Annotated in this window: 9 protein-coding genes; 8 read left to right on the plus strand and 1 reads right to left on the minus strand. The window is 62.7% G+C overall.

Annotation, left to right across the window (positions count from 1 at the left end):
- The 6 genes from dnaA to FIU91_RS00030 all read left to right on the plus strand — a co-directional run bounded on the left by dnaA (nt 1) and on the right by FIU91_RS00030 (nt 8,590).
- On the plus strand, nt 1-1,359 hold the full coding sequence (gene dnaA, locus FIU91_RS00005; protein ID WP_152460921.1) for a chromosomal replication initiator protein DnaA: 1,359 nt from the start codon (nt 1-3) through the stop codon (nt 1,357-1,359).
- 144 nt (nt 1,360-1,503) lie between these two features.
- Complete coding sequence (dnaN, locus tag FIU91_RS00010) at nt 1,504-2,622, plus strand: DNA polymerase III subunit beta (RefSeq protein ID WP_152460922.1); 1,119 nt, start codon at nt 1,504-1,506, stop codon at nt 2,620-2,622.
- 89 nt (nt 2,623-2,711) lie between these two features.
- Nucleotides 2,712-3,821: a DNA replication/repair protein RecF gene (gene recF / locus FIU91_RS00015; protein ID WP_152460923.1), complete on the plus strand. Its 1,110-nt coding sequence runs from the start codon at nt 2,712-2,714 to the stop codon at nt 3,819-3,821.
- Entirely contained in the window at nt 3,818-4,438 is a 621-nt protein-coding gene (locus tag FIU91_RS00020; RefSeq protein ID WP_093009196.1) for a LysE family translocator, read from the plus strand. Before recF ends, FIU91_RS00020 begins: the two co-directional genes overlap by 4 nt.
- A gap of 111 nt (nt 4,439-4,549) precedes the next feature.
- Complete coding sequence (gene gyrB / locus FIU91_RS00025) at nt 4,550-6,967, plus strand: DNA topoisomerase (ATP-hydrolyzing) subunit B (protein ID WP_152460924.1); 2,418 nt, start codon at nt 4,550-4,552, stop codon at nt 6,965-6,967.
- A 481-nt stretch (nt 6,968-7,448) separates the two neighbouring features.
- Nucleotides 7,449-8,590, plus strand: a protein-coding gene (locus FIU91_RS00030) for an IS3 family transposase (RefSeq protein ID WP_172974885.1) whose coding sequence is annotated in 2 segments (ribosomal slippage) — nt 7,449-7,689 and nt 7,689-8,590 — 1,143 coding nt in all. Because the reading frame shifts where the segments join, the coding sequence is not laid out codon by codon here.
- 391 nt (nt 8,591-8,981) lie between these two features.
- Here FIU91_RS00030 and FIU91_RS00035 read toward each other — a convergent pair.
- The gene (locus FIU91_RS00035) at nt 8,982-9,578 is read right to left on the minus strand and encodes a TetR/AcrR family transcriptional regulator (protein ID WP_152460925.1); all 597 of its coding nucleotides are present in this window, start codon (nt 9,576-9,578) and stop codon (nt 8,982-8,984) included.
- A 105-nt stretch (nt 9,579-9,683) separates the two neighbouring features.
- On the opposite strand from FIU91_RS00035, the gene FIU91_RS00040 reads away from it, so the two are divergent.
- Together FIU91_RS00040 and FIU91_RS00045 are read left to right on the plus strand one after the other, a co-directional pair.
- Nucleotides 9,684-10,838: an efflux RND transporter periplasmic adaptor subunit gene (locus FIU91_RS00040; protein WP_254702006.1), complete on the plus strand. Its 1,155-nt coding sequence runs from the start codon at nt 9,684-9,686 to the stop codon at nt 10,836-10,838.
- Between the two features lie 9 nt (nt 10,839-10,847).
- Nucleotides 10,848-13,964, plus strand: coding sequence for a multidrug efflux RND transporter permease subunit (locus FIU91_RS00045; RefSeq protein WP_152460926.1), 3,117 nt, complete (start codon nt 10,848-10,850; stop codon nt 13,962-13,964).
- Nucleotides 13,965-14,174: the final 210 nt, after the last annotated feature.

Genomic DNA, 14,174 nt, shown 5'->3' on the forward strand with positions numbered 1-14,174 from the left:
ATGACACAGGAACAATGGGGCGCGTTGCAGGATGATCTGGCAAGGACTCTGGGCGAGAACAACTACAAGACGTGGATCAAACCACTGAAATTCAACGGCTGCGAAGGCGAGGTCGCGGTGCTTCAGGCGCCCACGAACTTCTTCGGCAGCTACGTGTCCCAGAATTTTGGCGATGCGATCCTGGCGCGGATCTCTACGGTCGAGCCCGGTGTGCGCCGCGTGCAGTTCCGCGTCGACACGGCGTCGCGTCCGGCCAATCAGCCGACATCCCACAGCCAGCCGCGTCCGGCCAAGGCACCGTCCCCTGTCTCGGACATCGTTCCCGACGGTCCGCTCGATGAGAACTTCACCTTCAACACCTTCGTTGTCGGCAAGCCCAACGAGCTGGCCCATGCCGCCGCGCGCCGCGTAGCCGAAGGCGGAGCAGTGACCTTCAACCCGCTCTTCCTGCATGGCGGAGTCGGCCTCGGCAAAACGCACCTGATGCACGCCATCGCTTGGGAGCTGCGCTCCCGCAATCCCGAGCTCAACGTGCTGTATCTGTCCGCCGAGCAGTTCATGTACCGCTTCGTCCAGGCGCTGCGCGACCGGCGGATGATGGATTTCAAGTCCCTCTTCCGCTCCGTAGACGTTCTGATGGTGGATGACGTGCAGTTCATCGCGGGCAAGGATTCGACGCAGGAGGAGTTCTTCCACACGTTCAACGCGCTGGTGGACCAGAACAAGCAGATCATAATCTCCGCTGATCGCGCACCCAACGATATCAAGTCGCTCGAGAACCGCATCGTCTCGCGGCTGCAATCGGGCCTCGTCGTGGATGTGCACCCGACCGATTACGAGCTCCGCCTCGGCATTCTTCAGTCGAAGTTCGAGAAAAACCGCAAACACTACCCGGATGTTCAGGTCGATGAAGGCGTGTTCGCCTTCCTCGCGCATCGCATCTCGACGAATGTGCGGGTGCTCGAAGGCGCACTCAACCGCCTCTTCGCCTTCGCATCCCTCGTCGGCAAGACCGTCGACATCTCGATGGCGCAGGAATGCCTGACCGACGTGATCCGCGCCTCCGAGCGCAAGATCAGCATCGACGAGATCCAGCGAAAGGTGGCCGAGCATTACCACATTCGTTTGTCGGACCTGATCGGTCCGAAGCGCGTACGTAATTTCGCCCGTCCGCGTCAGATCGCGATGTATTTGTGCAAGCAACTGACGGCCCGCTCCTTTCCGGAAATTGGTCGCCGCTTCGGAGGCCGGGACCACACGACCGTTCTTCATGGCGTCAAGCGCGTCGAGGATTTGATGCTGAGCGACGCGCAGATCGCGGAAGACGTGGAACTGCTGCGCTGCGCGCTTGAGGAATGAGTCCGCACCACCACAATCGCCAGCGTCCGGTGCGTGCCACGCGCACCGGCCTTGACGCTCTGACGTAGACGTCGGACAAAACGGGAAAACCAACGGTGTCGGGCCCGGCCCGAGGCCGCTTGGCGAGTCTCGGAGGGATAGGTCATGAAATTCAGCATGGAGCGCGCAGCGCTGCTCAAGGCGGTCAGCCGGGCGCAATCGGTCGTTGAGCGACGCAACACGATCCCGATCCTCGCAAACGTTTTGATCGAGGCGGAAGGCGACACGGTGCACTTCCGTGCCACGGATCTCGATATCGAGGTGGTGGACAAGGACGCCGCGCAGGTCGAGCGCGCTGGCGCCACGACCGTTTCGGCGGTGACCCTGCACGAGATCGTCCGCAAGCTGCCCGACGGCGCACTGGTCACGCTTAGCGAAGACGGGGCAGCGGGTCGCCTCACCGTCGAGGCCGGGCGTTCCAACTTCTCGCTGGCGACGCTGCCGAAAGAGGACTTCCCGGTAATGGCGTCTTCTGAGTATTCGGCCAATTTCAGCGTGAAGGCACAGGTGTTGCGCCGGCTCTTCGACAAGTCGAAATTCGCGATCTCGACAGAAGAAACGCGCTACTATCTGAACGGCGTCTACATGCACGTGGCCGAAACCGCCGACGGGCGCAGTCTGCGCTGCGTCGCGACCGATGGGCACCGCCTTGCGCGGATCGACTCCGCGCTTCCCTCGGGCGCCGAAGAGATGCCGGGCGTCATCGTGCCGCGCAAGACCGTCGGCGAGCTCCGCAAACTTCTCGATGACGACGATATGGACATCGCCGTCTCTGTTTCAGAGACCAAGGTGCGCTTTGCCACGCCTGAAATCACGCTGACATCGAAGGTGATCGACGGGACGTTCCCCGATTACACCCGCGTCATTCCGCAGAACAACACCCGCCGTCTCGAAGTCGATGCGTCCGAATTCGCCCGTGCGGTGGACCGCGTCTCGACCGTGTCTTCGGAGCGGTCCCGCGCGGTGAAACTCCAGCTCGACGAGGATCGTCTGATCCTCTCGGTGAACGCGCCCGATAGCGGGGCTGCCGAGGAAGAGCTCGCTGTGGCGTATGGAGACGAGCGGCTAGAGATCGGCTTCAACGCGAAATACCTTCTGGAAATCGCGAGCCAGGTCGATCGCGAGAACGCGGTCTTCATGTTCAACTCGTCGGGTGACCCGACGCTGATGCGCGAAGGCTCTGACGAGAGCGCCGTCTATGTCGTGATGCCGATGCGGGTGTGATGCAGCACCTCACGCAACGTGAAAGGGCCCCGCGATGCGGGGCTTTTTTGCGTGTGGCAGGCATCGCATCGCTTGGTTAGGTCTGGCTCATGGCTCTCGCGCTCGAAACCCTGACGCTTTCCCACTTCCGCTCCCACAGGCGCGCGGCGCTGCGCGTCGATGCGCGGCCGGTGGCAATCTACGGGCCGAACGGGGCGGGCAAGACGAACCTGCTCGAAGCCGTATCCCTGTTCTCGCCCGGCCGGGGGATGAGACGCGCCTCGGCCGAGACGATGACCCGCCGTCCCGAGGCCATCGGCTGGAAGATCGAAGGGCTTCTGAACGGCCCGGGCGGGCGGAACGAGATCGCGTTTTTGTCTGAGAACGGCCAGCCGCGCCAGGTTCGGATCGACGAGAAGCCGCAGCCACAGACGATGCTCGGACGCATGGCGCGGGTTCTCTGGCTCGTGCCGTCGATGGACAGACTCTGGATCGAAGGGGCCGAAGGGCGACGCCGGTTTCTCGACCGGATGACGCTGAGCTTCTTTCCCGATCATGCCGAGGCGAGCCTTGACTACGAAAAGGCCATGCGCGACCGCAACCGGCTCCTGAAGGACCAGGTGCGCGACGCGCATTGGTATCGCGCGCTCGAGGCGCAGATGGCGCGCACGGGCGCGGTGATCGATGCGAACCGACATGCCGCCCTGTCCAGGATCGCAGCGGCGCAAGAGGGCGCGGAAACAGCGTTCCCCGCAGCCGATCTGGTGCTGACCTATGCCGAAGAGCCCGCGCCCGAGGGTGAAGATGCCTTCGCCACGGCTCTTGCCGAAAGCCGCCCGCGTGACCTCATGGCCGGTCGCACGCTCGTCGGCCCTCACCGCGCCGACCTTCTGGGCACCTATGCGGCAAAGGGTGTTCCGGCCTCGGATTGCTCCACGGGCGAGCAGAAAGCGCTCCTGATCTCGCTGATCTTGTCCAATGCGCGTGCGATCGCGGCCGATTTCGGCGCGCCCCCCATCCTTCTTCTCGATGAGGTGGCAGCGCATCTGGACGCGGACCGCCGCGCGGCGCTTTATGCCGAAGTGACGGCGTTGGGCGCGCAGGCCTGGATGACAGGCACAGGGGCCGAGCTCTTCGAGGAGCTCGGAGACAAGGCGCAATACGTGGAAGTCACCGACGACAGCGGCGAGAGCCGTACGATACAGAAAGACGCACCGTGACGCTCACTGCCTCCGATCTTCTTCTTTATTCCGGCGCGCTCCTGATCCTGTTCCTGACGCCCGGTCCGGTGTGGGTGGCGCTGGTCGCGCGTGCGCTCTCGGGTGGGTTCAACGCCGCCTGGCCACTGGCGCTGGGTGTCGTCGTGGGCGATGTCCTCTGGCCTTTCCTCGCGATTCTCGGCGTCTCCTGGATCGTCTCGGTCTATGGCGGGTTCATCGACGCGCTGCGCTGGATCGCGGCGGCGACCTTCCTCATCATGGGCGCGCTGATCCTCAAGAATGCCAATGCCGATCTGTCGCGCGACAGCCGCCTCACGCGCCCCGGCATGTGGGCCGGATTTCTCGCGGGCCTTGCTGTCATCATCGGCAACCCGAAGGCGATTTTGTTCTACATGGGCATGCTGCCAGGCTTCTTCGATGTCAGCCGCGTGACCTGGGCCGACATGGCGGTGATCTCGCTCATCTCTGCCGCAGTTCCTCTGTTCGGGAACCTGATGCTGGCGCTGTCCATCGACCGGGTGAAGCGGCTTCTGTCGAGTCCGGAAGCCGTCCGGCGGACGAATATCGTCGCGGGCTGCCTTCTGATCGGCGTCGGTTTCCTGATCCCCTTCACCTGACCCGGCCTGTCGCGGCGAACGCCGCGAAGCCCCACAAAATATGGTGTCTGGATCGTGACATCCCTGCCCGGAAACCTTATAAATCCCGAGGCAATAACGAGGATAAATTCCATGGCAGAGAACGCAGGCGCTCCCGAAGAATATGGCGCGGGATCCATCAAGGTTCTCAAAGGCTTGGAAGCCGTGCGCAAGCGGCCCGGCATGTATATTGGCGATACCGATGACGGCTCCGGCCTGCATCACATGGTCTACGAGGTCGTGGATAACGGCATCGACGAGGCATTGGCCGGCCACGCGACGCATGTGCGCGTGAAGATCCATGCGGATTCCAGCGTCTCCGTCGCCGATAACGGGCGGGGCATCCCGGTCGATATCCATGAGGAAGAGGGCGTCTCTGCCGCCGAGGTCATCATGACCCAGCTCCATGCGGGCGGGAAGTTCGATCAGAATTCCTACAAGGTTTCGGGCGGTCTGCATGGCGTCGGCGTCTCGGTCGTGAACGCGCTGTCCGATTGGCTGGAGCTGCGGATCTGGCGGAACGGGCGCGAGCACGTCGCGCGGTTCGAGCGCGGCGAGACCGTCGAGCATCTGAGGGATGTCGGTGATGCGAACGGGCAGCAGGGCACCGAGGTGCGGTTCCTCGCATCGCTGACGACGTTTTCGAACCTCGACTACGATTTCCACGTTCTCGAGAAGCGCCTGCGCGAGCTCGCCTTCCTCAATTCCGGCGTCCGTATCCTTCTGGAAGACGAGCGCCCCGCCGAGCCCCTGAAATCGGAGCTCTTCTACGAAGGTGGCGTGAAGGAGTTCGTGAAGTATCTCGACCGCTCCAAGCAGCCGATGATGCCGGAGCCGATCTACATGACCGGCGAGCGGGACGGGATCGGCGTCGAGATCGCGATGTGGTGGAACGACAGCTACCACGAGACGGTGCTGCCCTTCACCAACAACATTCCGCAGCGTGATGGCGGCACCCATATGGCCGGTTTCCGTGGCGCCCTAACGCGAACGCTGACGCGCTATGCGACGGATAGCGGGATCGCCAAGAAGGAGAAGGTCAGCTTCACCGGCGACGACGCCCGCGAAGGTCTGACCTGCGTTCTGTCGGTAAAGGTGCCGGACCCAAAATTCTCGTCCCAGACCAAAGACAAGCTGGTCTCCTCCGAGGTACGCCCAGCGGTCGAGAGCATGATGAACGAGAAGCTCTCGGAATGGTTCGAGGAGAACCCCAACGAGGCGCGTATGGTCGTCGGCAAGATCGTCGAGGCCGCGCTCGCCCGCGAGGCGGCGCGCAAAGCGCGGGAGCTTACACGCCGCAAGACCGCGATGGACGTGAATTACCTCGCCGGTAAGCTCAAGGATTGCTCCGAGAAGGATCCGTCCAAGACCGAGCTGTTCATTGTCGAGGGCGATAGCGCAGGTGGCTCGGCTCAGACCGGCCGCGATCGGGGCACGCAGGCGATCCTGCCGCTCAAGGGCAAAATCCTGAACGTCGAGCGCGCGCGCTTCGACCGGATGCTATCAAGCCAGGAGATCGGCAATCTCGTCATGGCGCTCGGCACCGGGATCGGCCGCGACGAGTTCAACATCTCGAAGCTGCGCTACCACAAGATCGTGCTGATGACTGACGCTGACGTCGACGGCGCACATATCCGCACGCTTCTGTTGACGTTCTTCTACCGCCAGATGCCCGAACTCATTGACGGCGGATACCTCTACATCGCGCAGCCGCCGCTCTACAAAGTGTCGCGCGGCAAGTCGGAGGTTTACCTCAAGGATACGCCGGCTCTCGAGGATTACCTGATCCAGATGGGCACGGAAGGCGCGATCCTGCAGCAGGGCAATGGCGAGGAAATCACTGGCCAGGACCTCGTGCGCGTGGTCGAGGAAGCTCGGCAGCTCAAGCGCGTGCTCGAGGCCTTCCCGACGCATTACCCGCGCCGCATTCTCGAACAGGCGGCCATCGCCGGTGCCTTCGTGCCCGGTGCGGTCGACCAAAACCTGCAAGGCGTCGCGAACCGTGTGGCCGAACGGCTCGATCTCATCGCGCTCGAATACGAGCGTGGCTGGCAGGGCCGGATCACGCAGGATCGCGGCATCCGCCTGGCGCGAATCCTGCGGGGTGTTGAGGAAGTCCGTACCCTCGACGGCACGATGCTGCGCTCGGGCGAGGCGCGGCGCACGGGCTCCTTCACTCAGAGCCTTCAGGCCGTCTACGGCGCGCCTGCAGCGCTCCAGCGCAAGGAGCGGCGGCAGATGATCTATGGCCCGCTCGACCTCCTGAACGCTATTCTCGAAGAGGGCGAGAAGGGGAACCAGCTCCAGCGCTACAAGGGCCTAGGTGAGATGAACCCCGACCAGCTCTGGGAAACGACGCTCGATCCCGACGCGCGCACGCTTCTGCGGGTAACGGTGGACGACATGGCCGAAGCGGACGACCTTTTCACCAAGCTCATGGGCGACGTGGTCGAGCCGCGTCGGGATTTCATCCAGCAGAACGCGCTGAGCGTGGAGAACTTGGACTTCTGAGTTTTTGTAGGATTGCGCATAACCTTGCGCGGCACCCATAGTTTTGCGCGATTTTCGCAAAGGTTTGCGCTCGACACTTCCAAGCGGAGGACGGTCGCTTTCAAGGACGAACCGGCTCAAGCTTTTTCATTTGAGAAATTTGAGCCATCCAAGGCGTGGCGCCGTGATAGAAGCAGCAAGAGAAGCGCTTTGAGCTATTTTCTATACACACGCGCTTATGGCAAAACGATTAAACTGGGCGGGAAGCGGTCGTTGGCATGGTCATCGCAGCCTTGGACGGAAGCTTGGAACCGGACATTCTGCGATGTTGCACCTGTAACTATCGGACGGCAGCACTGCCTAATCTCGGCTTCACGTACCGAGGGTCCTACCTGAACGATGGCCGAGAAACTGAGCATTTGCTGACCAAAGCGGGCGCATAGTGAATAGCCCCGTGTATCGTGGACGCCTTCTTCGCTAATTTTGAGGCAAGGAGGCCATGATGAGCAGCAGCAAGTTCAGCGATGAGTTCAAGCGGGACGCGGTCGCGCAGATCACCGAGCGGGGCTACCCGGTTAGGGAAGTATCGGAGCGTCTCGGGGTCAGCCCGTATTCGCTCTACGCATGGAAGAAGAAGTTCGCGCAGGCGTCGTCTGGTGAGGCGGAGAAGGACACGGAGATCCGTCGGCTCAAGCGTGAACTCGTGAGAGTGACGGAGGAGCGGGATATCCTAAAAAAGGCGACCGCGTATTTCGCCAGGGATGCAAAGTGAGATACGCGTTCGTGGCCGAGCATCGCGGGCAGTTCTCCGTCCGGGCGATGTGCCGGTGTCTGCGCATCCAGCCGAGCGGCTTCTATGCGTGGTTGAAGGCGCCGCCCCGCAAGCGTGCCCAGGAAGACGCCCGCCAGACCGAACTGCTGAAGGAGGCCTGGGTCGAAAGCGGCAAGGTCTATGGGCACCGCAAACTTCACGACGATCTTCTCGAACAGGGCGAAGACGTCTGCCTGAACCGCGTCGCGCGCCTGACCAGGCTGGCCGGGATCACAGCACAGATCGGCTACAAGCGCCGACCCGGGAAGTATGGTGGCAAACCCTCGGTCGTGGTCGACAACACTCTGGATCGGCAATTCGACGTGGAGGCGCCGGATAAGGTCTGGGTGACCGACATCACCTACATCTGCACCCAGGAAGGCTTCGCCTACCTCGCTGTCGTAATAGACCTGTTCTCTCGGCGCGTGGTCGGATGGTCCATGCAGTCGCGCCAGACGACCGACGTCGTGCTCCAGGCTCTGCTCATGGCCACATGGCGGAGGAAGCCGAAGGCTAAGGTGCTGATCCACTCCGATCAGGGAAGTCAGTTCACCAGCATGGACTGGGCCGCTTTCCTGAAAGCCCATGACCTCGAGCACTCCATGAGCCGTCGAGGCAACTGCCACGATAACGCCGTCGCCGAAAGCTTCTTCAACCTGCTCAAGCGCGAGAGGATCAGGCGGCGCAGCTACCGCACCCGAGAGGAAGCCAGGCGAGACGTGTTCGACTACATCGAGATGTTCTACAACCCGAAGCGCAAGCACGCGCGGAACGGAATGCTGTCGCCCCTCGAGTTCGAGCGGCAGCAGAAACTGAGGAACGAGGGCGTCTAAGAAATTCGGGGCTATTCAGACCTTTCAGTCGTTCGCTACGTGCGCTCAGCTTTCACCGCGACCGCGAAGGCCACCGGCCGTGATGCCGGAAGCGGTTGTTAGGAGCTGTGTCGCGCAGTGATCCGGGCAGCGGATGCGGAACTTTGTCTCGTGCGTTAGCACATCGCGAGGGGCACCGGGGTGGCACTTCGTCGAACACCGTTCTTTGGTGCCTCGACTGCCGGATTTCGCTGTCTCAGCGCGCGAAACCTAATCTCAGCAAAGGACGTCGCGAGCTACAGCCTATGACGGCCGATTGGCGCCAGCCGGGTGGATGAACAGGGTTTAAGGGTCAGTCTGTCCGACGACTTCGGCAACGTGGCTGGAAGAGCCATCGGCGCTCAGGTTCCGCCTACGTGGGTGCGAGCGCCCGCACCGCGCATCGGATATTGGAGTTGGCCTCATCGACGATCTCGTCGAGAGTGATCTCATTTCCTGCCGTCCATTCCTGGAAAGAAAGCACGATTGCGTGTGAAACCAGGTGAGAGATCAGGTGAGCTGCGGGTTCCTGTCCGTTCCCGAAGCGCTGCGACAGAAGCGGGGCCAATTCGTGAGTGAAGTTCGTGATCATGGCGCTGAATGCCGGCTGGAGATCGGGCGTATCCCCCAGAACCGCGCCGATGGTCCGGATCACCAAGGGGTCTGGTGACGCATCGGTGATGACCTGGCGAACGAGGCATTGCAGGTCATGTAAAAGCGGCTTTTCGGAGGTCGCGAACCAATCGTAAGCATGTCCAAGCCGGTCAATTTTCGGACCGACGATAGCGTCCTGCTTGTTCTTGTAGTGATTGAAGAACGTGCGACGGCTGATCCCGGCATGCTTGGCGATCATATCGATGGTTACGGCTTTGTATCCATGATCCACCGCAAGCTGCAGGGTCGCGCGTTGGATCGCACGCGCTGTCTTTGTCCGCTTGTTGGAAGTGGCCGGTGTTTTTTGGGCGCCCATTGCGACACTCCATCACGTTTGCTTCAGATTATTGCACAGAGTGCAATTTTATGGAAGTGACGCGGCAAATCAGGGCGCGCTCGTCGGCCCGCACGAGGATTAGACATGGCCTTTCGCTTCCTGCACCTACTTACCGTCGTTTTTATTGCAAGCGCCGCGCATGCCCAGATGCCACCGCCGACCGTCGGCGTGATTGAACTCGAGGCCCAAGCTGTTCCCCGTACCATCGTTGAGCCCGGGCGCGCGATCGCTTCGGCCGAGGTGGATATCCTCCCGAGGGTCGAAGGCACCATAACGGAGATTGCCTACCAAGCAGGGCTGCCGGTCGAGGCAGGCGATGTCCTCTTCCAGATTGATTCGTCGACATACGAGGCCGATTTGCGCGCGGCAGAAGCCGACCTTGCCGCGGCCCGAGCGTCGGTGCAGGAGGCCGAAGCCGCCCTGCAGCGTTCTGAACAATTGCTCGGGACCGGAACGTCGCAGGCGCAGGTAGACACAGCCCGCAGCACGCTGGAACAGGCCAGAGCGACACTGCAATCGGCAACCGTGACCCGCGACCTCGCCCGGACGGACCTGGAGCGCACGACAGTCACCAGTCCCATCACGGGGGTCGCCGGTTTCGCGACGGTTTCGGTGGGCGATCTGGTCGCAGCCAAGCAGGCGGATGCCCTTGCGACCGTCACGCAACTCGACCCGATCGATGTCGAGATCTGGGCACCGTCGGCCCGCATTCTGTCGCTGATCGAAGATGTGTCGAGCAATCGTGTGGAGATCGCGGAGTCAATTACGGCGACCCTAACACTCGAGACGGGACGCACCTTTGACGCGGATGGGCAGATGATCGCGACGAGCCAGAGCGTCTCTGAGACAACCGGATCCCGCGCGACCAGATTTCGTTTCGAGAACCCTCGCCACGTGCTGCTGCCAGGCATGTTCGTGCGATCGGAAGTCATGCTGGGATCGACCCGGGCAATCCTCGTGCCGCAATCGGCCACCGAGCGTGCTCCAACCGGAGAATTGACAGCTTGGATCGTCGTTGACGAAACGGCCGAGCAGCGCAGCCTGCAGGAAATCGGCACGCACGAACACGGCTGGATCGTGACCGACGGCGTCGCGGCCGGAGAGCTTCTGGCCATCGACGGACTGGCGAGCCTCACGCCCGGCGCCGAGGTCCGGACGGTTCCGGCGATGCTGGACGAGGACGGCGTGGTCCGCGATCTCGAGGGCACGGATGCGCCCAGCGACGTCGAAGCGGAATAACGGCGCATCATGGCTCAGTTTTTTATTCACCGGCCCGTTTTTGCCTGGGTCATCGCCATTCTCGTGATGATCATGGGGGCGATCAGCCTTTGGCGACTGCCAATCGAACAGTACCCCCAGATCGCCCCAACAACGATCAATGTCAGTGCCAATTACGGCGGCGCCAACGCCGAGGTTGTCGCCAACTCGGTCACCACGGTGATCGAGGATGCGCTGACCGGGATCGAGGGCGTGATCTACATGACCTCATCCTCCTCTGCCGGAAGTGGCAGCGTTGTTTTGACCTTTGAGGACGGTGTCGATCCGGACATCGCGCAGGTGCAGGTGCAGAACGCGATGCAGCGCGTCACGGCGCAGCTTCCGTCAATCGTACAGCAGAACGGCGTTTCCGTACGGCGCTCGACCAGCTCGACGCTGCTGGTCGCCGCATTGGTCGACCGCGCCGGCAACAGCACCTCGCTGGAGCTGGGCGACCTGGTGACGGGCCGGATCGTGGGCCCGGTACAGCGCCTCGACGGTGTTGGCTCGGCGCAGCTTTTCGGGGCCGGCTACGCCATGCGGATCTGGATGGACCCGCTGCGGATGAACCAGTTCGGCGTGACCCCCGCCGACGTGACCGCCGCGATCTCCGATCAGAACTCCAACGTCACCGTGGGCGAGCTTGGCAGCGAGCCCATCGCCAAGGGCCAGCAGATCACGGTGGCCCTGTCGGCGCAGTCGCAGCTGAGCACCGCCGAAGAGTTCGAACGCATCCTGCTCAAGACCTCTCGGGACGGATCGACGGTTTTCCTCGGCGATGTCGCCGACATCGCCATCGGGCAGGAGGCGTACGGGACGGGCGGGCGTTACAACGGTCAGCCCGCAGCGGGCTTTTCGGTGTCGCTGGCACCAGGCTCGAACGCCGTCGCAACCGCCGATCTCGTCCGCGAGACGCTGGCCACCCTGGGTGCGGCGCTGCCCGAGGGGGTCGAGGTCGTCTATCCCTACGATACCCCACCCTTCATCGAGGAATCCATCAACCAAGTCTATCACACGCTGATCGAGGCGGTGGTTCTCGTCTTCCTCGTGATTTTCGTCTTCCTGCAAAGCTGGCGGGCCACGCTGATTCCCGTGGTCGCTGTGCCCGTGGTGCTTCTCGGGACCTTCGGCGTGCTGCTGCTCTTCGGCTACACGATCAACACCTTGACGATGTTCGCGCTGGTTCTCGCCATCGGCCTTCTGGTCGACGACGCCATCGTGGTCGTCGAGAATGTCGAACGGATTATGGACGAGGAAGGGCTGGGCCCCGTCGAGGCGACCGAAAAGAGCATGAGGGAGATCACCTCGGCGCTGATTGGGATCGTACTCGTCCTCTGTGCGGTCTTCCTGCCGATGGCCTTCATGACGGGCTCCACCGGGGCGATCTACCGCCAGTTTTCGATCACGATCATCACCGTCATGGTCCTTTCGCTGGGTGTCGCGGTCATCCTGACACCGGCCATGTGCGCGACCTTGCTCAAGCAAAGCAGCCACCGCGCCCGTTTCGCACCCGCGCGCTGGTTCAACACCTCCCTCGAACGCACCACGTCCGGCTATGGCCGCGCGGTCGGCGTTCTGATCAGGCGGCCCTTTGCCATGATGGTGGTGCTGGCCGCGATCACCGGGGGTGCGCTTTACTCCTACGACCGCCTTCCCAGTTCGTTCATCCCGCAGGAGGATCAGGGCGTCCTGCTCGTCATGGTCTCGACCCCCGACGGGTCCACGACCCCCAAGACCGAAGCGCGCGTCGCAGAGGTCGAGGACTACCTTCTGAACACACAGGGCGAGGCGGTCGACTCTGTCTTCGGCGTGATGGGCTTCAGCTTCAGCGGCTCGGGGCAATCGGCGGCCATGCTCTTTGTCAAGCTGGCCGACTACGAAGAGCGCGAGGGCACGAGCGCCGCCGATATCTCCGGGCGGATCAACCAGCACTTCTACCTCAACAACCGGGCGGGCACCGTCTACGCTTTGCAGCCGCCGGCGATCCAGGGCATGGGGGCGACGTCGGGCTTTTCGATGTACCTCGTTGACCGGGGCGGCCAAGGTGCGGAGCGCACGGCGCAGGCGGCCGACGAGGTCGTGGCGACAGCTCAGCAAGACGGACGCGTGACCAACTTGCGTGGCAACGACAACCCGATCCAGTCTTCCTTGCGCATTGACATCGACCAGCAGAAGGCGGCCGCCCTTGGCCTGGCCGTCAGCGACGTCAATGCGATGCTATCGGTGATCTTCAGTGGACGCGAGGTCGGTGATTTCCCGATGGCCGACGACCTGCGCCCGGTGATCGTGCAAGGACAGGCCGAGGCCCGCTCGCAGCCCGAGGATATCGGACGCTGGTATGCCCGCAACGACTCCGGCGAGATGGTCTCGCTCGATGCGTTCACCTCGCTGGTCTGGGACGAGCAGCCGCAATCCATCGATCGCTTCGCCGCCACGCGGGGGATTGAACTGACCGGCACTGCGGCCGAAGGCGTGTCCTCAGGCGACGCGATGCTGGTGATGGAGGAGTTCGTCTCCGACCTGGACGAGGGCTTCGGCGTCGAATGGACCGGGCTGTCGTATCAGGAGCGCCTGTCGGGCAACCAGGCACCGATGCTCTACGCTCTGTCGGCGCTCGTCGTCTTCCTCGCGCTCGCCGCACTCTACGAAAGCTGGGCCCTGCCGCTGGCCGTGATGATGACGGTCCCTGTCGGCATTTTCGGAGCCATCGGCGCGGCGCTGTTCTTCGGCCAGCTGAACGACGTGTACTTCAAGGTCGGCCTCCTGACGACGATCGGTCTGGCAGCAAGGAACGCGATCCTGATCGTCGAATTCGCTGAAGAGCAGCGCCGCGTGGGCAAGGGCCTATTGGACGCAGCGATCACCGCCTGCCGTATGCGCCTGCGTCCGATCCTGATGACGACGCTCGCCTTCATGTTCGGCGTGCTGCCCTTGGCAATCGCTTCGGGTGCAGGCGCGGCCGCACAGCAATCCATCGGCATCGGCGTGCTGGGCGGCATGACCGCCGCCGCCGTGATCGGAATCTTCCTGGTGCCGGTTTTCTACGTGGCCGTCCTTGGAGCGGTGGCTCGCGTGCGTGAGGGGGCAAAGAAGCCAGCAAAGTTGTAGGTCTGCCGCGCGGTCGCTCGCGGAGCCGAATAGCCAAAAGGGCGTGGGCTGGCGCGTCCCTTCAATTCTGTAATTGTCAACTCAGGCAGGATCGACGTCGCCGTTTTGGCCTCCGGGCAGCCATTCGTGCAGCGCTCCCTTGGCAAGATCGCCCTGCGGACATGATGTCGGTGTTGCGAATGAGGGGGCGGATCACAAACCTCCCTGCCA

This window comes from Roseivivax sp. THAF30 (assembly GCF_009363575.1).
Classification (GTDB): Bacteria; Pseudomonadota; Alphaproteobacteria; order Rhodobacterales; family Rhodobacteraceae; genus Roseivivax; species Roseivivax halotolerans.